The organism is Kitasatospora sp. NPDC056273, assembly GCF_042268845.1.
Taxonomy (GTDB): Bacteria; Actinomycetota; Actinomycetes; order Streptomycetales; family Streptomycetaceae; genus Kitasatospora.
In genome coordinates, this window is sequence record NZ_JBHJSJ010000012.1 from 109,969 (window position 1) to 133,951 (window position 23,983).

Sequence of the window (23,983 nt, forward strand, 5' to 3'; positions counted from 1 at the left end):
GGGTCAGTCCTCCTGGTGGGAAAGGGTGGTGGTGCCGTCGGTGTCACCGACGGCCTCGGTGATCCTGGCGGCCAGGACCGGTCCGATCTGGGCCAGCGAGCCGGCCTGGGTCATCCGGTCGTGCCGGGTGGTGATCTCGTGGGACTCGATCCGGCCGGTGACGTAGGGGCGCCAGGTCTCGGGCCCGGCGTTGTCCTCGGCGCGGTCGATCGTGGAGTTGAACAGCAGCAGGTCCCCGTCGAAGTCGCCGGGGACGAAGTCGACCGCCAGCTTCGAGTTGTTGATCATGATCTCGACGATCACCTCGACCTGCCGCTCGGTCAGGCCGGCCAGCGCGCTGCCCCGGCGATTCAGCACCTCGGCGACCTCGGCGTAGGTGATCTCCCGGTCGCCCAGCTCGTCCGGGTCGACGTCGAGCACGCCGACGAGCACGTCCCGCACGGTGGGCACCGGAGCCACCTCGAACCGCACCTCCTTCACCGGGTAGGCGTCGAGGATCGCCAGCAGTGCGGTCCGTTCGCCGCGCGACTGCAGCTCGCAGGCGAGCGCGTGGGCGATCAGCCCGCCGGCGGACCAGCCGAGCAGCAGGTACGGGCCCTCCGGCTGGATCTTCTGGATCTGGTCGGCGTAGTCCGCCGCCATCTCCTCGTAGGACGTCGGCAGGGGTTCGGGCCGGCCGAGGCCGCGCGCCTGGATGGCGTAGACCGGGTGCTGCGGGCCGAGGTGGTTCAGCAGGCCGCTGTACGACCAGCTGATGCCGCCGCCGGGGTGGACGCAGAACAGCGGCGTCCCGGTCCCGGTCGAGCGCAGCGGCAGCACCACGTCCAACGCGTCCTCGGGGTCGTCCATGAGCAGGCGCTCGGTGAGACCGGCCACGGTCGGCGCCTCGAAGAGCATCCGCAGGCCCAACTCCAGGCCGAGGGTCTCGCGGACCCGGGAGGCCAGCCGGGCGGCCAGCAGCGAGTGCCCGCCCAGGTCGAAGAAGTTGTCGTCGATGCCCACCTGCTCCCGGCCGAGCACCTCGGCGACGAGGCCGCACAGCAGCTGCTCCTGCGGCGTCCGGGGGCCGCGCCCGGCGGTCGAGGACCCGTACTCGGGGGCGGGCAGGGCGGCCCGGTCGAGCTTGCCGTTGGCGGTCAGCGGCAGCGCGTCCACGGTGACGAACGCCGCCGGCACCATGTAGTCGGGCAGGTCGCGGCGCAGCCGGCCGGACAGCTCGCCCGCCTCGGGCGCCCCCTCCGGGGCGGGCACCAGGTAGGCGACCAGCCGCTTGTCCCCCGGCCGGTCCTCGCGGGCGACGACGGCCGCCTGGGCGACGCCCGGGCAGCCCGCCAGGACGGCCTCGATCTCGCCGGGCTCGATCCGCAGGCCGCGCAGCTTGACCTGGTGGTCGGCGCGTCCGGCGAAGTCCAGCGTGCCGTCGGTCCGCCAGGAGGCGAGGTCGCCGGTGCGGTACATCCGGCTGCCGGACGGCCCGTACGGGTCGGCGGTGAAGCGCTCCGCCGTCAGGCCGGCCCGCCCGAGGTAGCCGCGGGCCACGCCCGTCCCCGCGAGGTACAGCTCGCCGACCATGCCGGTCGGCGCCGGGCGCAGCCGCTCGTCGAGCACGTAGGCGCGCATGTTCGCCATCGGCCGGCCGATCGGCACGGTCGCGGCGTGTTCGGGGAGGTCGTCCACGGGGTGCCGGGTGGCCAGGGTGGTGGCCTCGGTGGGCCCGTAGCCGTTGACCACCTCGATGCCGGGGCAGGCCTCCCGCACCCGGGCGACGGCGGCCGGGGAGACCACGTCGCCGCCGGTCCACACCTCGCGGACTCCGGCGAGCAGGCCCGGGCGCTCCTCGGCGACCAGGCGGAACAGTCCGGCCGTGAGCCACAGTCCGGTCACCCCGTGCGCGGTGATGGTGTGCTGGAGCAGGTCGAGGTCGAGCTGCTCCGGCGGCGCCACCACGACCCGGCCGCCGTTGAGCAGCGGCACCCACAGCTCGTAGGTGGAGAGGTCGAAGGCCGTCGGGGAGTGCATCAGCACCCGCGCGTGTCCGCCGCCCCGCCACTCGGGGGTGAGCGCGAGGCCCACCACGTCGCGGTGGGTGACGGCCACGCCCTTCGGCCGGCCGGTCGAGCCGGAGGTGTACATGATGTACGCCAACTGCTCCGGCACACAGGGGACTTCGACGTCGGACGGATCGGCGGCCGCGGACCGCTCCAGTGCGGTGAGCACCTCCCGGGTGAGCACCAGGGCGGCCCCGCTCTCCCGCAGGATCAGGTCGACCCGGGAGGAGGGGAAGCGCGGGTCCAGCGGCACGTAGGCGCCGCCGGCCTTGATGATCGCCAGGATCGCCACGACCAGCTCCGCCGAGCGGTCCAGCATGACCGCGACCGGTGTCTCCGGCCGTACGCCCTGGCGGATCAGCGCCCGCGCCAGGCGGGCGGCCCGCTGGTCGAGCTGCGCGTAGGTCAGCTCGGTGCCGCCCGCGACGACCGCGACCGCCTCCGGGGTGGCCCGCACCTGGCGGGCGAACAGCTCCGGCACCGCGGCCCGGGGCAGCTCGGCCGCGACGCCGGTGGACCCGGCGAGCAGTCGGCGGCGCTCCTCGGCGGGCATGATGTCGATCCGGCTGATCGGCCGGTCCGGGTCGGCGACCGCCGCGCGCAGCAGCCGGGCCAGACGCTCGAACAGCAGCTCCACGGTGGGCGCGTCGAACAGGTCGGTGGCGTACTCCACCGCGCCGACCAGGCCGTCGGGGGCGCCGTCCGGGCCGAACCGCTCGGCCAGGCTGAAGGTCAGGTCGACCCGGGAGGTGCCGGTCGGCGCCGCCAGGTGGCCGGTCTCCAGCCCCGGCAGCGCGAACTCGCCGACCGGCGCGTTCTGCAGGGCCAGCATGATCTGGAACAGCGGGTGGTGGGCCAGCGACCGCGCGGGGTTGACCACCTCGACCAGGTACTCGAACGGCACGTCCTGGTGGTCGTACGCGCCGAGCGCCTTCTGCCGGACCCGGCCGAGCAGTTCGGCGAAGGACGGGTCACCGCCGGTGTCGGTGCGCAGCACCAGGGTGTTGACGAAGAACCCCACCAGCTCGTCCAGCGCCTGGTCGGTCCGGCCGGCGATCGGGCTGCCGACCGGGATATCCGTGCCGGCGCCGAGCCGGGTGAGCAGGGCCGCGAGTCCGGCCTGGAGCACCATGAACATGCTGGCGCCGCGCGCGGCGGCCAGGTCCCGCAGGGCCTGGTGCAGTTCGGCGTCGAGCCGGACCGCGACCCCGTCGCCGCGCTGGGAGGCCACCGGCGGCCGCGGCCGGTCGGCGGGCAGCTGAAGTTGCTGCGGGACGCCGGCCAGCTCCTCCTTCCAGTAGGCCAGTTGCCGGGCGAACAGGCTGTCCGGGTCGGCGGCGTCGCCGAGCAGGTCGCGCTGCCAGGCGCTGTAGTCGGCGTACTGCACCGGCAGTGGGGACCACCGCGGGGCCTCGCCGCGGCAGCGGGCCGCGTAGGCCGCGGCGAGGTCACCGGAGAGCGGGCCCATCGACCAGCCGTCGGCGGCGATGTGGTGCACCACGACCAGCAGGGCGTGCCGGTCGGGGGCGAGCGCGTACAGCTCCGCCCGGACCGGCGGCTCCGCGGCCAGGTCGAAGCCGCACCCGGCCGTCTCCGCCAGGCGCCCGGCCAGGGCGCTCTCGTCGATCTCCACCACCGGCAGTGCGGGGCGCGCCTGCTCGGCGCTCAGCACGACCTGGTACGGCACGCCGTCCGTCTCGCGGAACACCGTCCGCAGGCTCTCGTGCCGGGCCACCACGTCCGCGAGCGCGGCGTGCAGGGCCGGGCGGTCCAGCTCGCCGGTCAGGCTGAGCGCGAGCGGCATGTTGTAGGTGGCGCTCGGCCCGTCCATCCGGTGCAGGAACCAGAGACGGCGCTGGGCGAAGGAGAGCGGCACCCGGTCGGGGCGGGCCTGGGCGGTCAGTGCGGGCCGCGCCGCTCCGGAGCCGTCCAGGCGGGCGGCCAGCCCGGCCACGGTGGGGGTCTCGAACAGCGTCCGGACCTCCAGCTCCGCGCCGAGGGTCGCCCGGACCCGGGAGGCCAGGCGGGTCGCCAGCAGGGAGTGCCCGCCCAGGTCGAAGAAGCCGTCGTCGACGCCGACCGCGGGCAGGCCCAGCACCTCGGCGAACAGCTCGGCGAGGAGCTGCTCCTGCGGGGTGCGCGGCGCCCGTCCGACCGCGACCGGGCCGAGGTCGGGGGCGGGCAGAGCACGGCGGTCGAGCTTGCCGTTGGCCGTCAGGGGCAGCGCCTCCAGCGCCACGAACGCCGAGGGGACCAGGTAGTCGGGCAGCCGGTCCCGCAGCCAGTCGCGGAGTTCACCCAGGAGGGCGCTGGTGCCCCGGTTTCCGGTCGGGCGGTTGGTCAGCGAGGACAGCGGCGCACCCGTGGCCCGGGCCGGCCGGTACGCCTCGACCGGGGAGCCGTGGAGCGCCCGGGGGTCGGTGAAGACGACGTCCACGGCGTCCGCCGCGGTGGCCGACCAGGTGACGGCCGTCGAGCGGCCGAACTCCGAGCCGAGGGCGTGGAAGTCCTCCGGGTCGGGCAGGTCGGCGTCCTCCGGGGCATGCAGGCGTTCCAGCAGCTCGGCGAGCGAGCCGTCGCCGTCCTGCACCGCCCGGGCCAGTGCGGCCTCCTGCGCCACCCGGCGGTTCGGCACCCCGGTGATCCGCAGCGCTCCGAGGGGCGACTGGGCGAGCAGCTCGCGCAGTTCGGCCGATCCGGCGACCTGCCGGCCCCAGGCCAGTTCGACGGACCGCTCCGGGGCCGTCGGGGTGACCGGCGGCTTGTGCAGCGTGACGTCGTAGCGGTAGCGGGTCAGCTCGTTGTGGTGGCGGCCGCGCTTGACCTCGACGACCGCCGTGCCGATGTCCGTACCGTGCTCCCGCAGGGCGGTGAAGAAGTCCGGGTCGACCAGGAGCTCCTTCTCCACCCGCAGGGCCTGCTCCACCGTGCGGCGCACCGACGTGAGGTCCGCACCTTCGCCGACCCGGTGGAGCTGGACGGCGGTGGCCAGCGGGCGCAGCAGCCGCAGGTTGCGGACGTCGCCGACGAAGAGCGCGCCGCCGGGGGCGAGCAGCCCCATCAACTTCCCGATCACGTCCACGAGGTACTCGGCGGACGGGAAGTACTGCACCACCGAGTTGATCACGATGGTGTCGAACTCCCCGGCCGGGAGCCCGTCGGTGTCGTGTGCCGGGCGGGTCTGCAGGACGACCCGGCCGGCCAGCTCCTCCTGGCCGGCCACCTGGGCGGCCAGCGCGTCGATCGCGGTGGCGGAGAAGTCGGTCGCGAAGTACGTCTCGCAGTGCGGTGCGACCTGCGAGAGCAGCAGGCCGGTACCGACGCCGACCTCCAGCACCCGGCGGGGGCGCAGGGCCAGGATGCGCGCCACCGTGGCGTCCCGCCACTCCCGCATCTGCTCGACCGGGATCGGGCTGGCGTCGTAACTGCTGTTCCAGCCCACGAAGTTCTGGCCGAAGCCGGCGTCCTCGGGAACGATCGGCAGGGCGTCGTAGATGTCCTGCCACTCGCCCACGTGGTCCGCTTCCAGGGCGCTGTCGCGGGCCTCCTCCTGGCGGGGGACGACGTAGCCGATGAGCCGGTCGTCCTGGGCCAGGACCGCCGACTGCGCGACGGCGGGGTGTGCGGCCAGGGCCGCCTCGACCTCGCCGGGCTCGACCCGGAAGCCGCGCACCTTCACCTGCTCGTCGGCCCGGCCGACGTATTCCAGCTGCTCGTCACCGAGCCAGCGGACCAGGTCGCCGGTGCGGTACATCCGGGCGCCCGGCTCGAACGGGCAGGCCACGAACCGGCCCGCCGTCAGCCCCGGGCGGTCCAGGTAGCCCCGCGCCAGACCCGCGCCCGCGACGTACAGCTCGCCGGGCACACCGGGCGGCACCGGCCGCAGCCGGTCGTCCAGCACGTACACCCGGGCGTTGGCGATCGGCCGGCCGATCGGCGGCACGCCCGCTCCCGCCGTCAGCGGGTCGCTCATGGTCGCGCAGACCGTGGTCTCGGTCGGGCCGTACGCGTTGATCATCCGCCGGCCCGGCGCCCAGCGCGCCACCAGCTCCGGCGGGCACGCCTCCCCCGCCACCACCAGCGTCGACACCGCCACCGAACCCTCCGGCACGGCGGCCAGGACGGACGGCGGCACGGTCACATGGGTGACCGCGAGGCCCGGGTCGGCCAGCGCCGCGACCGGGTCCCCCGCCGGGGGCAGCACCAGGGCCGCACCGCGCAGCAGGGCGGTGTAGATCTCCGACACCGAGGCGTCGAAGCTCGGCGAGGCGAACTGCAGCACCCGGCTGCCGGGTTCGATCGCGAACCGCTCGATCTGGGCCGCGACCAGGCTCGCCACCCCGGCGTGGCTCACCACGACGCCCTTGGGCCGACCGGTCGAACCCGAGGTGTAGATCACGTACGCCGGGTGCCGGACGTCGAGGGCGACCTCCGGGTCGGTCTCCGGCCCGTCGCCCCCGGCCACCATGGCGGGGTCGTCGACCAGCAGCGCCGGGCGGGCGTCCGCCAGCATGAAGTCGATCCGCGCCCGCGGGTACGCCGGATCCACCGGCAGGTACGCCGCCCCGGCCTTCAGCACGCCCAGGACGGCGACCACGGCTTCCACCGAGCGCGGCAGCGCCACCGCCACCAGCTGCTCCGGGCCCACCCCCTGGGAGATCAGCGAGTGCGCGAACCGATTGGCCCGGGCGTTCAATTGACGGTACGTCAGCTCGACGTCGCCCCGGACGAGGGCGACCGCGTCCGGCGTCGCCGCCACCTGCGCCGCGAAGGCCTGCGGCACCGGAACCGCGGCCACCTCGCGGGCGGTCGCGTTGCCGCGCTCCAGCAGCCGGTGCCGCTCCTCGCCGTCGAGGAGGTCAACCGCGCCGATCGACCGGTCCGGGTCGGCGGTGACGGCCTCCAGCAGGAGCGTCCAGCGCCGTACCAGGGCCTCGACCGTCGAGCGGTCGAACAGGTCGGTGGCGTACTCCGCCGCGCCGACGATCCCGGCCGGGCTCCCGTCCGGACCGAACTGCTCGACGAGGCTCACCCCGAGGTCGAACTTGGCCGTTCCGGTGGCCACCGCGTAGGTGGCCACCTCCAGGCCCGGCAGCGAGAACCGGCCCATCGGGGCGTTCTGCACGGCCAGGATGGTCTGGAACAGCGGGTGGTGCGACAGCGACCGGGACGGGTTCAGCACCTCCACCAGGTGCTCGAACGGCACGTCCTGGTGGGCGTACGCCGACAGCGCCGCCTCCCGCACCCGCCCGAGCAGTTCGGCGAAGCTCGGATCACCACTGGTGTCCGTCCGCAGCACCAGCGTGTTCACGAAGAACCCGACCAGCTCGTCCAGTGCCTCGTCGGTCCGGCCCGCGATCGGCGAACCGATCGGGATGTCCGTGCCCGCGCCGAGCCGGGTGTACAGCGCCGCCAGCGCCGCCTGCAGCACCATGAACAGGCTGGTGCCGGTGTTCCTCGCCAACTCGGTCAGCGCGGCGTGCAGTTCAGGGCTCAGCTCCAGGCCGACGTGGTCCCCGTGCCAGCCGGCGACGGCCGGCCGCGGCCGGTCGGCGGGCAGCTGGAGCAGCTCCGGCAGGTCGGACAGCTGGCGCTTCCAGTAGTCGAGCTGCTCGGCGAACCGGCTCTGCGGGTCGGCGGCGTCGCCGAGCAGGTCGCGCTGCCAGAGCGTGTAGTCGGCGTACTGCACCGGCAGGTCCGACCAACCGGGTGCGCGGCCCGTGCTCCGGGCGGCGTACGCCTCGGCGAGGTCGCGGGCCAGCGGGCCGGTGGACCAGCCGTCACCGGCGATGTGGTGCATCACCAGCAACAGCACGTGCTCGTCCGGCGCGACCGCGAACAGCTCCGCCCGCAGCGGCGGCTCCGCCGCCAGGTCGAAGGGCCGCCGGGCGAACTCGGCGAGCCGGCCGTGCAGTTCGTCCTGCGGGACCTCGGTCAGCCCGGCCCGGGGCCGGGCCTCGGCCGGGTCCAGGACCCGCTGGCACGGGACGCCGTCCACCTCCGGGAAGACCGTCCGCAGGCTCTCGTGCCGGGCCGCCACGTCGGCCAGCGCCTCGTCCAGCGCCGCCCGGTCGAGCGTCCCGGTCAGCTGGAGCGCCAGCGGGATGTGGTACGTCGCGGCCGCGCCGTCCATCCGGTGCAGGAACCAGAGCCGGCGCTGGGCGAAGGACAGCGGTACGGCCTCCGGCCGCTCCCGTACGGCCAGCGTCGGGCGTGCACTGCCTGCCTCGGCCAGCGCCCCCGCCAGACCCGCCACCGTGGACGTCTGGAACAGCGTGCGCAGCCCCAGCTCCACGCCGAGCACCGAGCGCACCCTGGCGGCCAGCCGGGTGGCGAGCAGGGAGTGCCCGCCGAGGTCGAAGAAGTCCTCGTCGACCCCGACCTGGGCCCGGCCCAGCACCTCGGCGAACAGCTCGCACAGGATCTGCTCCTGCGGCGTGCGCGGCGCCCGGCCCGTCTCCCTGGCCGTGGCCTCGGGCGCGGGTAGCGCCGCCCGGTCCAGCTTCCCGTTCGGCGTCAGCGGCAGCGCCTCCAGCAGCACGAACGCGGACGGGACCAGGTAGTCCGGCAGGCGCTCGCGCAGGTGCGCCGCCAGCTCCGCCGGACGGGCGGAAGCGCCGGGCCTCGGAACCACATAGCCGACGAGGCGCTCGTCCCGGGCCAGGACCGCCGACTGCGCGACGACGGGGTGCCCGGCCAGGGCCGCCTCGATCTCGCCGAGTTCGATCCGGAAGCCGCGGACCTTCACCTGGTCGTCGGCGCGGCCGACGTACTCCAGCTCACCGTCGGCGCGCCGAAGCACCAGGTCTCCGGTGCGGTACATCCGCTCCCCCGGCTCGAACGGGCAGGCCACGAACCGGCCCGCCGTCAGCCCCGGCCGGTCCAGGTAACCGCGCGCCAGACCCGCACCGGCGACGTACAACTCCCCCTGCACACCCGGCGGCACCAGGCGCAGCCGGTCGTCCAGCACGTAGACCCGGAAGCCCGCGACCGCACGGCCGATCGGCGGCGCACCCGCTCCCGGCGCCAGCGGGTCGCTCATCGTCGCGCAGACCGTGGTCTCGGTCGGGCCGTACGCGTTGATCATCCGACGGCCCGGCGCCCACCGCGCCACCAGCTCCGGCGGGCACGCCTCCCCCGCCACCACCAGGGTGCCGGCCGTGACCTCGGCGCCGTCCACGGCCGCCAGGGCCGAGGGCGGCAGGGTCACATGGGTGACGCCGAGCCGGCGGTCCGTCAGCGACTCCAGCGGGGCCTCGGCCGAGGCCAGGACGAGGGCGGCGCCGCTGAGCAGGGCGCTGCAGACGTCCCAGAACGACGCGTCGAAGCTGGGCGAGGCGAACTGCAGCACCCTGCTGCCCGGCCCGACGCCGAGGCGCTCGACCTGCGCCGCCGCCAGGCCCGCCACACCGCCGTGGCTGACCACGACGCCCTTGGGACGGCCGGTCGAACCCGAGGTGTAGATCACGTACGCCGGATTCCGGACGTCGAGAACGACCTCCGGGTCGCTCTCCGGCCCGTCGCCCTCGGCCACCATCGCGGGGTCGTCGACCACCAGCACCGGCCGGGCGTCCGCCAGCATGAAGTCGATCCGCGCCCGCGGGTACGCCGGGTCCACCGGCAGGTACGCCGCTCCGGCCTTCAGCACACCGAGGACCGCCACCACCGACTCCACCGAGCGCGGCAGGGCCACCGCCACCAGCCGCTCAGGGCCCACGCCCCGGGCGATCAGCGCGTGAGCGAACCGGTTCGCCCGGGCGTTCAGCTCCCGGTACGTCAACTCGGCCTCGCCGCAGACCAGCGCGACCGCGTCCGGCGCCGCCGCCACCCGCGCCGCGAACAGCGCCGGCAGGCTCGCCCCGGCCGCCCCGCCGTCGACGGCGGGCAGCAGCTCGCGCCGCTCCTCGGCCGACAGCAGGTCGATCCCGCCGATCGGCCGCTCGGGCGCGGCGGCCACCGCGGCCAGCAGCCTGGTCCAGCGGGCGACCAGGTCCTCGACCGTCGAGCGGTCGAACAGGTCGGTGCTGTACTCCACCGCACCGCTGAGCCCGGCCGGCGCGCCGTCGGGCCCGTGCTCCTCCGCGAACCCGAAGGTCAGGTCGAGCCGCGCGGTCCCGGTGAGAACGTTCACCCCGGAGACCCGGACGCCCGGCAGCTCGAAGTCGCCGCCCGGCGCGTTCTGCACGACCAGCCCGGTCTGGTACAGCGGGTGGTGGGAGAGCGAGCGGGACGGGTTCAGCGCCTCCACCAGGTGCTCGAAGGGCACCTCCTGGTGCGCGTACGCCGACAGCGCCGTCTCCCGGACCCGGCCGAGCAGTTCGGTGAAGCTCGGATCGCCGCTGGTGTCCGTCCGCAGCACCAGGGTGTTGATGAAGAACCCGACCAGCTCGTCGAGCGCCTCGTCGGTCCGGCCCGCGATCGGCGAGCCGATCGGGATGTCCGTGCCCGCGCCGAGCCGCGTGTACAGCGCCGCCAGCGCGGCCTGCAGCACCATGAACAGGGTCGCACCCGAGCGTCGCGCCAACTCCACCAGTGCCGCGTGCAGTTCGGCGTCGAGCCGGACGTCCAGCAGGTCGCCGCCGTACGACATGGCGGCCGGGCGCGACCGGTCCGCGGGCAGCGGGAGCTGCTCGGGCAGCCCGGCCAGCGCCTCCTTCCAGTAGGCGACCTGGCGGGCGAACAGGCTGTCGGCGTCGTGCTCGTCGCCGAGGATCTCGTGCTGCCACAGGGTGTAGTCGCCGTACGTCACCGGCAGCGGCGGCCAGTCCGGCGCCCCGCCGCCCTGGCGGGTGGTGTAGGCGGTGGCCAGGTCGCGGGCCAGCGGGCCCATCGACCAGCCGTCCCCGACGATGTGGTGCATGACCAGCATCAGCACATGCTCCTCCGGCGCGACCGCGAACAGCTCGGCCCGCAGCGGCACTTCCGAGGTCAGGTCGAAGCCGCGCACCGCGGCCTCGCGCAGCAGCGCGGGCACCTCCGCCTCGCCGGCCGCTCGGACGGTCAGCGGGACGGCGGCCTCGGTGCTGTCCAGCACGCGCTGGAACGGGATTCCGGCGGTCTGCGGGAACACCGTGCGCAGCGTCTCGTGCCGGGCCACCACATCGGCGAGCGCGGCGCTCAGCGCGGCCCGGTCGAGGCGGCCGGACAGCCGCAGGGCCAGCGGCATGTGGTACGTGGCGCTGGGCGCCCCGAACTGCTGGAGGAACCAGAGCCGGCGCTGGGCGAAGGACAGCGGCAGCGGTTCCTCCCGGCGCGGCCTGGGCACCAGCGCCTGCCGCGCGGTGCCGGCGTCGTGCAGCCCGGCGGCCAGCCCGGCGGCTGTCGGGGTCCGGAACAGGCTGCGCAGCTCCAGCTCGACCCCGAGGGTCGCCCGGACCCGGGATACCAGCCGGGTGGCGAGCAGCGAGTGCCCGCCCAGCGCGAAGAAGTCCTCGTCGACCCCGACCCGGGCCAGGCCCAGCACCTCGGCGAACAGCTCGCACAGGATCTGCTCCTGCGGCGTCCGCGGCGCCCGGCCCGTCTCCCTGGCCGTGGCCTCGGGCGCGGGCAGCGCCGCCCGGTCCAGCTTCCCGTTCGGCGTCAGCGGCAGCGCGTCGAGCAGCATGAACGCGGACGGCACCAGGTAGTCCGGCACCCGGCCGCGCAGGTACGCCGTCAGCGCCGCCGCGGTCGCCCCGCTCCCGGCCGACGGGACGACGTACGCGACGATCCGGTCCTCGCGGGCGAGCACCGCGACCTGGGCGACGCCCGGGTGGGCGGTCAGCTCGGCCTCGATCTCGCCCGGTTCGACCCGGAAGCCGCGCACCTTCACCTGGTGGTCGACCCGGCCGGCGAACTCGAGCTCCCCGTCGGCCCGCCAGCGGACCAGGTCGCCGGTGCGGTACATCCGGCTGCCCGCCGGACCGTACGGGTCGGCGACGAAGCGTCCGGCGGTGAGCCCGGGCCGGTTCAGGTAGCCCCGGGCCAGACCCGCCCCGGCCAGGTACAGCTCGCCCAGCACCCCGGGGGCGACCGGACGCAGGGCCGAATCCAGCACGTAGACGCGGCAGTTGGCGATCGGGCGGCCGATCGGCACCGGCAGCGGGCAGTCCGCCGGGTCGGCCGGCAACGGGTAGGCGGTGATCACATGGGTCTCGGCGGGGCCGTAGTGGTTGTGCAGCACCCGGCCGGGCCGACGGCCCTGGAAGCGGCGCACCGCACCGCTCAGGCGCATCGCCTCACCGGCCTGGGCGACCAGCCGCAGGTGCGGCAGCTCCAGCCCGGCCTCCTCGGCGGCCTCGGCGAGCGCCTCGACCACCAGGTTGGGCGCGAACAGCTCCTCGACCCCGTGCCGGTCCAGCCAGTGGGCGAACAGCTCGGCGCTGCGGCGCTGCTCCTCCGTCGGCACCACCAGGGTCTTGCCGTACAGCAGCGCGGAGAGCACCTCCTGTACCGAGACGTCGAAGCTGATCGCGGTGAACTGCGCGGTGCGCGTGCCGGGTTCGCCGCCGACGGCCTCGTGGTGCCAGGCCAGCAGGTTCAGCAGCCCGGCGGCGGGCATCACCACGGCCTTGGGCCGGCCGGTGGAGCCCGAGGTGTAGATGACGTAGGCCGGGTGCCGTGCGTCCACGGTGACGACGGGGTCGGTCTCCGGGTGGTCCCCGTCCGGTGTGACGGCCGCGGGGTCGTCGAGCACGACGGTCGGCCGGGCGTCCTCCAGCATGTACGCGATGCGGGCGGCCGGGTAGTCCGGGTCGACCGGCAGGTACGCCGCGCCCGTCTTGAGGACCGCGAGGACGGCGACCACCAGCTCGGCCGAGCGCGGCAGCCGCAGGGCGACGGTCTGCTCCGGCCCGACGCCCCGCGCGATCAGCGCGTGCGCCAGCCGGTTGGCCCGGGCGTTCAGCTCGCCGTACGTGAGCACGGTGGACTCGAACACCACGGCCGGGGCCTCCGGGGTCGCCCGGGCCCAGGACTCGAACAGGGCGGGCAGGCTCTCGACGGTCACCGGGCGGGCGGTGTCGTTGCGGGCGACCAGCAGCTCGTGCCGTTCCTCGGCGGTGAGGACGTCGATCCGGCTCAGCGGCCGGTCCGGCTGGGCGACCACCGCCGCCAGCAGCCGCAGCCACCGGGCGAGCAGCGTCTCCACCGTGGCGTGGTCGAACAGGTCGGTGCTGTACTCGACCCGCCCGACGATGCCCTCGGCCGGCCCGCCGGTGCCGCCGTGCTCCAGCAGGTGGAAGCCGAGGTCGAACATCGCGGTGGGCGTGCGCACCAGGAGGATCTCGGAGTCCAGACCGTCCAGCGCGAACTCGGTGCGGGGCACGTTCTGCAGCGCGAGCAGCACCTGGAACAGCGGCTGCCGGGCGAGCGACCGGGCCGGGTTGAGGGCCTCGACGACGTGCTCGAACGGCAGGTCCTGGTGGGCGTACGCGCCGAGCGCGCCCTCCCGGACCCGGGCCAGCAGCTCGGCGAAGGTCGGGTCGCCGCTGGTGTCGGTGCGCAGCACCAGGGTGTTGACGAAGAAGCCGACCAGGTCGTCCAGCGCCTGGTCGGTCCGGCCGGCGATCAGGCTGCCGACCGGGATGTCGTCGCCCGCGCCGAGCTTGTCCAGCAGCGAGGCCAGGGCGGCCTGCAGCACCATGTAGACGCTGGCGCCGTGCTCCCGGCCCAGCCGGACCAGTCCGGCGTGCAGTTCGGCGTCCAGTTCGACGTCGAGGTGTCCGCCGGCGTAGGAGGGGGTCGCGGGGCGGTGGCGGTCGGCGGGGAGCCGGAGCTGCTCCGGCAGGCCGGCCAGTGTCCGCGTCCAGTGGTCCGCCTGGCGGGCGAACAGGCTGTCCGGGTCCGCCGCGTCGCCGAGCAGGTCGCGCTGCCAGAGCGTGTAGTCGGCGTACTGCACGGGCAGCGGCGCCCACCGCGGCTCCTCGCCCCGGCGGCGGGCCGCGTACGCGGTGGCCAGGTCGGCCGCCAGCGGGCCCAGCGACCAGCCGTCACCGGCGATGTGGTGGATCACCAGGAGCAGCACGTGCTCCTCCGCCGAGAGCCCGAACACCTCGGCGCGCAGCGGCGGTTCGGCCGCGAGGTCGAATCCGCGCGCCGCTGCCGCCGCCAGCCGTTCCGGCAGGGCCGGTTCGTCGACCGGGGTGACCGACAGCGTCGGGCGTGCCGCTCCGGCGGGCAGCACCTGCTGGTGCGGAACCCCGTCCACGGCCGGGAAGACGGTGCGCAGGGTCTCGTGCCGGGCACTGACGTCGCCCAGCGCCGCCTCCAGCGCCGCCAGGTCCAGCGGTCCCGAGAGCCGCCATGCGAGCGGCATGTTGTAGACGGAGTCGGCGCCCTCCAGCTGGCGCAGGAACCACAGCCTCCGCTGGGCGGACGACAGCGGCACCAGCGCGGGCCGCTCCACCCGTTCCAGGGCGAGCCGGGCCCGGCCGGCCCCGCCGAGGCCGGCGGCCAGCCCGGCCACCGTCGGCGTCTCGAAGAGGGCGCGCAGCTCCAGTTCCACCCCGAGGGCGGCCCGCGCCCGGGCGACCAGCCGGGTGGCGAGCAGGGAGTGCCCGCCGAGGTCGAAGAAGTCGTCGTCGGCCCCGACCTCGGCCACGCCCAGCACCTCGGCGAACAGCTCGGCGAGGACCTGCTCCTGCGGGGTGCGCGGCGCGCGGCCGGTCGTCGGCGCGGTGTGGACGGGTGCGGGCAGCGCGCGCCGGTCCAGCTTGCCGGTGGCGGTCAGCGGCAGGCTCCCCAGGGGCACGAAGGCGGTCGGGACCATGTACTCCGGCAGTCGCTCGCGCAGGTGCGCCCGCAGCTCCTCCGGCCGGAGTTCCGCCCCGGTGACGGCCACCGGGTAGGCGACCAGCCGCGCGTCCCCGGCCCGGTCCTCCCGGACCGTCACGGCGACCTGGGCGACCTGCGGGTGTTCCGCCAACGCCGCCTCGACCTCGCCGAGTTCGATCCGGAAGCCGCGCACCTTGACCTGGTCGTCGGTCCGGCCGAGGAACTCCATGTTCCGGTCGGCGCCCCAGCGGACCAGGTCGCCGGTGCGGTACATGCGCGTGCCGGTCGGACCGAACGGGTCCGCCACGAAGCGGCCGGCGGTGAGGCCCGGCCGGTTCAGGTAGCCGCGGGCCAGGCCCGCCCCGGCGAGGTACAGCTCACCCGCCACGCCCGCGGGCACCGGGCGCAGCGTGCTGTCGAGGACGTACAGCCGGAGGCCCCCGAGCGGCCGGCCGATCACCGGGCGCGGACTCGATCCCAGCGGTGCGACGACGGCGTCCACCGTGCATTCGGACGGCCCGTAGTAGTTCAGGCAGGACACGCCCTCGACGGCCCGCAGCCGCTCCCACAGCCGGTCCGGAACGGCCTCCCCGCCCATCGAGACCACCGCGGGGCGGCGCTCCGGGTCGTCCAGGAGCCCCCGGGCGACGAGCTCGTGCAGGTAGGACGGGGTGGCGTTGACGTAGTCCAGCCCGGCGCGCCTGACGTAGTCGACGAAGGCGTCCGGGTCGGACCAGGTCGCCTCGTCCAGGACGTGCAGTTCGTGGCCCGCGTACAGGCTGGACAGCTGGTCGCAGGAGGCGTCGAACGACACCGAGGTGGTCAGCCCGATGCGCAGCCGCTCCTTCGTCCCCCGGGGGAACAGCAGCGGACGCTGGCTGACGAAGAGGTTGAGCAGGCCGCCGTGGGTCGACAGCACGCCCTTGGGCCTGCCGGTGGAACCGGAGGTGTAGATCACGTAGGCCGGGTGCCCCGGGTCGATGGCGACCAGCGGGTCCGTCGCCGGGCAGCCGGCCACCAGGGCGGCCGTCGCCGGGTCGTCGAGCACCAGCCACCCGGCCGGACCGGCCTCCGGCAGCCCGTCCCGGGTCCGGGCGTCGGTCACCACCAGGACCGGGCCTGCGTCGTCCAGCATGTGCCCTATCCGCGCGGCCGGGTACTCGGGATCGACCGGGACGTAGGCCGCCCCGGTCCGCAGCACGGCGAGGATCGCCACGACCAGGTCGGCCGACCTCGGCAGGGCGACCGCCACCAGGCGCTCCGGCCCCGCGCCCCGGGCGATCAGGGCGTGCGCCAGCCGGTTCGCCCGCGCGTCCAGCTCCTCGTACGTCAGCGAGACGTCCCCGCTCACCAGCGCCACCTGGTCCGGCGTCGCCCGCACCTGCGCCCGGAACAGCTCCGGCACGCTCGCGGCCGGGAGCTCCACCTCCGGTCCGGTGCCCAGGGCCGCCAGGTCGCCGTGCTCCTCGGAGGAGAGCAGGCCGTACCGGCTGAGCCGCCGCCGCGGGTCGGCGACCACGGCGCGGAGCAGCCGCTCCAGGCGCCCGAACATCGTCTCGACGGTGGCCGGGTCGTAGAGGTCGCCGGCGTACTCGACGAGCCCGTCGATCCCCTCCGGGGAACCGTCCGGCGCCTGCCGCTCGGACAGGGTGAAGATCAGGTCGAGCTTGGCGGTGGTCGTCGTCAACGGCATGTCGTCGACGTTCAGCCCGGGCGGCGCGAAGTCGGCCCGGGGCGCGTTCTGCAGCACCAGCATGACCTGGAACAGCGGGTGGTGCGCCAGCGAGCGCACCGGGTTGAGGGCCTCGACCAGGTGCTCGAACGGCAGGTCCTGGTGGGCGTACCCGGCCAGCGAGGTGTCCCGGACCCGGTCCAGCAGTTCGGCGAAGGTCGGATCGCCCGAGGTGTCGGTGCGGAAGACCAGGGTGTTGACGAAGTAGCCGACCAGCTCGTCCAGCGCCTGGTCGGTCCGGCCGGCGACCGGGCTGCCGACCGGGATGTCGTCGCCCGCGCCGAGCTTGCCCAACAGCGCCGCCAGGCCGGCCTGGAGGACCATGAAGAGACTGGTGCCGTGCTCGCGGGCGAGCGCGCGCAGCGCACGGTGCAGTTCGGCGTCCAGTCCGGCGTGCACGAAGCCGCCCCGGTGCGAGGCGACGGCAGGGCGGGGCCGGTCGGCGGGCAGCTGGATCCGCTCCGGGAGGCCGGCCAACTGCCGTGTCCAGTAGGCCGCCTGGCGGGCGAACGGACTGTCCGGGTCGGTGGAGTCGCCGAGCAGCTCGTGCTGCCACAGGGTGTAGTCGGCGTACTGGACCGGCAGGCCCTCCCACCGCGGTGCCCCGCCGCGGCAGCGCGCCGCGTAGGCGGCGGTCAGGTCCTGCGTGAGCGGGCCCAGCGACCAGCCGTCACCCGCGATGTGGTGGAGCACCAGCTGGAACACGTGCTCGTCCGGCGCCAGTTCGAACAGCTCGACCCGCAGCGGCGCGTCGGCCGCCAGGTCGAACGGCCGGTCCTTCGCCGCCGCCATCAGGGTGGACAGCCCGGCCTCCGTGGTCCGGCTCACGAGCAGCCGCGGGCGGGCCGCCACGACGTCCAGCACCCGCTGGTGCGGGACGCCGTCGACGGCCGGGAAGACGGTCCGCAGGCTCTCGTGCCGTCCGACCACGTCCGCGAGAGCGGCCTCCAGGGCCCGCCGGTCCAGCTCCCCGGACAGCCGCCAGGCCAGGGCGATGTGGTAGTTCGCGCCGGCGCCCTCCAGCTGGTGCAGGAACCAGAGCCGCCGCTGCGCGAAGGACAGCGGGACCGCCTCGGGGCGCTCGCGCCGCACCAGGGCGGTCTGCGCCGGTCCGGCCGCCACCAGGGCGGCGGCCAGGGCGGCCGGGGTCGGCGCCTCGAACAGGGTGCGCAGCGGCATCTCCACGCCGAGCGTCGCGCGGATCCGGGCGGCCAGGCGGGTGGCGAGCAGGGAGTGCCCGCCGAGGTCGAAGAAACCGTCCTCGACGCCGGCCGACGCCACGCCCAGGACCTCGGCGAACAGCTCGCAGAGCACCTGCTCCTGCGGGGTGCGCGGGGCGCGGCCGGCCGACGCCGGGGCGAGGTCGGGGGCGGGCAGGGCCCGGTGGTCCAGCTTGCCGTTGGCGGTCAGCGGCAGCGCGTCCAGCTCGACGAACGCCGAGGGCACCATGTGCTCCGGCAGCCGCTCGGAGAGGTGCTCGCGCAGCTCGGCCGGGCGCGGTTCGGCGCCCGGTGCCGGGACCAGGTAGGCGACCAGCCGGGTGTCGTCGGCACGGTCCTGCCGGGCGAGGACGGCGACCTGGCCGACGCCGGGGTGCGCGGCCAGCGCCGCCTCGATCTCGCCGAGCTCGATCCGGAAGCCGCGCACCTTCACCTGCTGGTCGGCCCGGCCGACATAGCTCAGGCCGCCGTCGGCGGCCCGGCGCACCACGTCACCGCTGCGGTACATCCGCGATCCGGCCGGTCCGAACGGGTCCGCGACGAACCGTCCGGCGGTGAGGCCGGACCGGTTCAGGTAGCCGCGCGCCAGGCCGGGGCCCGCGACGTACAGCTCGCCGGGCACGCCCGGGGCCACCGGCCGCAGGCCGTCGTCGAGCACGTACGTCCGCAGGTCCGGGAGGGCCGCGCCGATCCCGCCGGCGCCGGTGCCGGCGGGGTCGAGCGCGGCGTACGTGACGTGCACGGTGGTCTCGGTGATGCCGTACATGTTGACCAGCCGCGGCGCGTCCTCCGGGTGCCGCTCGTACCAGCTCGCCAGCCGGCCGTGCTCCAGCGCCTCGCCGCCGAACACGACGGTGCGCAGGGCGAGTTCACGCGGCTGCTCGGCGTCCGCCTGCATCAGCTGGTAGAAGGCGGACGGCGTCTGGTTGAGGACGGTCACCCGCTCGCGGGCGAGGAGTTCCAGGAACCGGCCGGGCGAGCGGCTGGTCTCGTGGTCCACGACCACGAGGCGGCCGCCGTGCAGCAGCGGGCCCCACAGCTCCCAGACGGAGAAGTCGAAGGCGTAGGAGTGGAAGAGCGTCCAGACGTCGTCGGCGGTGAAGCCGAACAGCTCCTCCGTCGTCCGGAACAGGCGCACCACGTTGCGGTGCGGGACCACCACGCCCTTGGGGTTGCCGGTGGAGCCGGAGGTGTGGATGACGTAGGCGGCGTGGCCGGGACCGACGGCGACCCCCGGGTCGGCGTCCGGCCGCCCGTCCAGGTCGGCGGAGTCCAGCAGCAGCCGGTCCAGGTGGTCCGCCCCCGGCAGCTCGCCGACAGCGCTCGTGGTGACGAGCAGCGCGGGCCGGGTGTCCTGGAGCAGGTAGGAGATCCGGGCCGCCGGGTACGTCGGGTCCACCGGCACGTAGGCGCCGCCGGCCTTGAGCACCGCGAGGACGGCCACGACCAGCTCCGCCGAGCGCGGCAGGGCCAGGGCCACCAGCTGCTCCGGGCCCACGCCCCGCTCGATGAGCGCGTGCGCGAGCCGGTTGGCCCTGGCATTCAACTCGCCGTAGGAGAAGGTTGCTTCACCGTCCGTGAGGGCCACGGCGGCCGGGTCGGTCCGGACCTGCCGCTCGAAGAGCGCGGTCAGACTGCCTTCCGGCGCGGCCTCCTCGGTACGGGCCGGGAGCAGCGCGCGGAGCTCGTCGGCGGACAGCACGTCCACTCGGCCGATCCGTCGGCCCGGGTCGGCGACGACGGCGCGCAGCAGCCGCAGCCACCGGTCGACGATGCCCGCCGCGGTGGCCTCGTCGAACAGGTCGGTGCTGTACTCCAGGACGCCCGAGAGGCCCTCGGGCTGTTCGGCCAGGATGAAGGTCAGGTCGCACTTGGCCGTCCCGGTGTGCACCAGGTCGGTCGTCACCCGCAGTCCGGACAGGTCGACGGTGTCGAGCGGCGCGTTCTGCAGGGCGAGCATGGTCTGGAACAGCGGGTGGTGCGCCAGGGTGCGGGTCGGGTTCAGCGCCTCCACCAGGTGCTCGAACGGCACGTCCTGGTGGGCGTACGCGGCCAACGCGTCGGAGCGCACCCGGCCCAGCAGTTCGGTGAAGGACGGGTCTCCGGAGAGGTCGGTGCGCAGCACCAGGGTGTTGACGAAGAAGCCGACCAGGTCGTCCAGGGCCTCGTCGGTGCGGCCGGCGATCGGGGTGCCGATCGGGACGTCGGTGCCGGCGCCGAGCTTGCCCAGGAGGGCGGCCAGTCCGGCCTGGAGCACCATGAAGAGGCTGGCGCCGCCGTCCCGGGCGAGGTCGCGCAGGCCCTGGTGCAGCTCAGCGTCGATCCGCACCGGCAGGTGGGCGCCCCGGTAGGACATCACCGCCGGGCGGGGCCGGTCGAAGGGCAGCTCCACCTGCTCGGGCAGGTCCGCCAACCGCTCCCGCCAGTAGGCGAGCTGGCCGCTGAGCAGGCTGTCCGGGTCGGCGCCGTCACCGAGCAGTTCCCGCTGCCAGAGGGCGTAGTCGGCGTACTGGACGGGCAGTGGCGACCACTGCGGCTTCGCGCCCCCGGTACGGGCCGCGTAGGCGGTCCGCAGGTCCCGCAGGAGCGGCCCCGCCGACCAGCCGTCACCGGCGATGTGGTGCACGACCAGCAGCAGCACGTACTCCTCGGCGCCGAGCCGGAAGAGCTCGGCGCGCAGCGGCGGCTCCTCGGCGAGCTCGAAGCCGTACCGCGCCGCCTCTCCCAGCAGGTCCGGCAGCTCGCGCCCGCCGGCCTCGGTCACCCGCAGCCGCGGCCGGGCCTCGTCGGCCTCCAGGACCCGCTGGCACGGCACGCCGTCGACCACCGGGAAGACGGTGCGCAGGCTCTCGTGCCGCTCGACCAGGTCCGCCAGGGCGGCGTCCAGGGCCCGCTGGTCGAGGGTTCCGCCGAGCCGCAGCGCCAGCGGGATGTTGTACGTGGCGCTCGGGCCCTCCATGCGGTGCAGGAACCACAGCCGGCGCTGCGCGAAGGACAGCGGGACGGCCGCGGGCCGCTCGCGCCGCCCCAGCGCCGGGCGGGCCCGGCCCGCGACGTCCACCGCCGCGGCCAGTCCCGCTACCGTCGGCGCGTCGAACAGGTCGCGCAGCCCCAGCTCCACGCCCAGCACCGACCGGGCCCGGGCGACCAGCCGGGTGGCCAGCAGGGAGTGCCCGCCGAGGTCGAAGAAGTCGTCGTCGGCGCCGGCCTCCGGTACGCCGAGCACCTCGGCGAACAGCCCGGCGAGCAGCTGCTCGGTCGCGGTGCGCGGGGCTCGGCCCCGGTCGGCGGGCTGCCGGTCGGGCGCGGGGAGGGCCCGCCGGTCGAGCTTCCCGTTCGGCGTCAGGGGCAGGGCGTCCAGCAGCACGAAGGCCGAGGGCACCATGTGCTTGGGCAGCCGCTCCCGGAGGTGTTCGCGCAGGGCGGTGTCGGTGACCGTGGCGCCGGGCTCGGCGACGGCGTAGGCGACCAGCCGGGGCTCGTCCTCGGTGCGCACCACGGCGGCGGCCCCGGCGACCAGCGGGTGCTCGGCGAGGACGGCCTCGACCTCGCCGAGCTCCACCCGGAAGCCGCGGACCTTGACCTGGTCGTCGGTGCGCCCGAGGAACTCCAGCTGCCCCTCGGCGTTCCAGCGCACCAGGTCGCCGGTGCGGTACATGCGCGAGCCGGCCGGACCGTACGGATCGGCGACGAACCGTCCGGCGGTGAGGCCCGGCCGGTTCAGGTAGCCGCGGGCCAGGCCGGGCCCGGCGATGTACAGCTCGCCGGGCGTGCCGACCGGCAGCGGCCGCAGGGCGCCGTCGAGCACGTGGAGCCGGACGTTGGTGGCGGGCCGGCCGATGACCGGGAGCGGGCTCGACCCCACGGAGGCGACCACCGGGTTGACGGTGCACTCGGACGGTCCGTAGAGGTTGAGGCAGGACACCCCGTCCGCCGCCCGCAGTTCCGCCCACAGCCGCTCCGGGACGGCCTCGCCGCCGGCCGCGACCAGCGCCGGGCGCCGGTTCCCGTCGCCCAGGAGCCCGTGGGCGACCAGGACCTGGAGGTAGGACGGGGTGGCTTCGACGTAGTCCAGCCCGTGGCGCGCCGCGTAGCCGACGAAGGCGTCGGGATCGGTCCAGGTCTCGTGGTCCAGGACGTGCAGCTCGTGGCCCGCGAACAGGGCGAGCAACTGGTTCCACGAGGCGTCGAAGGACACCGACGTGGTCAGGGCCACCCGCCGCCGCGGCCGGTCACCCGTCACTGGCGGGAGGTGGACCTGCCGGAGGTCGGTGAGCAGGTTGAGCAGGCCGCCGTGGGTCGGCGCCACGCCCTTGGGCCGGCCGGTGGAGCCGGAGGTGTGGATGACGTACGCCGGGTGGCCCGGGTCGACGGCCGCCATCGGGTCGGCCGGCGACTGGCCGTTCACCAGGTCGGCCGTCGCCGGGTCGTCGAGGACCAGCCGGTCGACGGAGCCCTCCCCCGGCAGCCGCCCCGCGCTGAGGGTGTCGGTCACCACCAGGGCCGGGCGGACGTCGTCGAGCAGGTGGGCGATCCGGGCGGCCGGGTACTCGGGATCGACCGGGACGTAGGCCGCGCCGGTCTTCAGCACCGCGAGGATCGCCACGACCAGCTCGGCCGACCTCGGCAGCGCCACCGCCACCAGCCGCTCCGGCCCCGCGCCCCGCGCGATCAGCGCGTGCGCCAGCCGGTTCGCCCGCGCGTCCAGCTCCCCGTACGTCAGCGACGCTTCCGGCCCCACCACCGCGACGGCGTCCGGCGTGGCCCGCGCGTGCTTGCGGAACAGCTCCGGCAGGGTCTCGGCCGGGAGTTCCGCCGTCGGCCCGGTGCCGAGGGCCGCCACCTCGCGGTGCTCCTCGGCGGTGAGCAGGTCGATCCGGGCCAGCGGCTCGTCCGGGTCGCAGTCCGCGACGGCGTCGAGCAGGGCGATCAGCCGCTGCTGGTGGGCGGCGAGGTCGTCCGCGCCGTACGCCTCGGGCGAGCCGTGCAGCCTGAGCAGCGGCGGGTTGCCGTCCCGGTAGTCGAACACCCAGACGGCCAGGTCGCTGGTCGACCCCGACACGAAGTGGTGCACGGAGGCGGGGTGCCCGGCGAAGGTCGGCCGGGAGTTGAACGCCATGATGTTGACGATCAGCGGGAACGCCGTCCCGATGCTGCCGGGGGCCCCGAGGTCCCGCAGCAGGTCCTCGCTCCGGTACCGCTCGTGCGCGACGGCCGCCTCGACCTCCCGCGCCGCCTGGGCGACGAGGTCGCCCCACGGCATGTCCGGTCGTACGGTCAGCCGCAGGGGCACCACGTTGGACATCGTGCCGGGTACCGCCGTCAGGTCGCGGTCGGCGGACCGGCGGGCCGTGACGGGGAGGGCGAGCACCACGTCCCGCGTTCCGGTCAGCCGGTGCGCGTAGAGCGCCGCCGCCGCGACCACCAGGCGGGACCAGCGGACGCCGGTCCTCGCCGCCGCGGCGCGCAGCGCGTCCGGGCGCCGCAGTTCCCGCTCCTCGGCCAGCCGCAGCGCGCGGTCCGGGTCGGTCGGGGCCGTGCGGGTCAGCCGGGTCGGTTCCGGCCGGTCGGCGAAGCGTTCCGTCCAGTAGTCGCGGTCGGCGGTGAAGTCCGCCGACGCGCGGTAGGCGGCGTCGCTGTCGACCAGGTCCCGCAGCGGGCCGAACGGGGACGGCGGCACCGGGCCGCCGTCGGCCAGCGCCGAGTACACCTCGCCGACCCGCCCGCGGACCATGGAGCTGCTGATCGCGTCCAGCACCACGTGGTGGTAGTTCAGGTACCAGAGGTACTCGGTCGGCGACAGCTTGACCAGCGCGTGCCCGAACAGCGGGTCGCGCGCGAGGTCCAGCGGGCGCAGCAGGTCCCGCTCCATCCACTCCAGGGCCGCCGCACGGGGCTCGGGCTCCCCGCTGAGGTCCAGGTGGGCCGGCGCCCAGTCCCAGGTCTCGCGGAGGACCTGGCGCGGGCCCTCGCCCTCGTCGACGAAGGTCACGTGCAGGGCGTCGACCTCGTCGACCACCCGGCGCAGCGCCGTCTCGAACAGCCCGGCGTCGACCGGCCCGTGGATCTCCAGGCACTCGCCGACGCGGTAGCCGGGGATCGGTGTCCGGGAGCGCTGTTCGGCGAGCCAGATCTCGCGCTGGGCCCCGGTCAGGGGAAGGACGTCGCCGTCGCGACGGGACATGGGAAGACCTCCGGAAGAGTGTGGGCGGGCAGGCGCGCAGGACGCG

At 75.2% G+C, this 23,983-nt stretch carries 1 protein-coding gene; it reads right to left on the bottom strand.

The genetic code is table 11. From position 1 onward, the window contains the following. Positions 1-3: 3 nt before the first annotated feature. A complete protein-coding gene (locus ACFCY1_RS13710) occupies positions 4-23,937 on the bottom strand; it encodes a non-ribosomal peptide synthase/polyketide synthase (RefSeq protein ID WP_375874653.1) in 23,934 nt (7,977 codons plus the stop codon). Between the last annotated feature and the right edge of the window lie 46 nt (positions 23,938-23,983).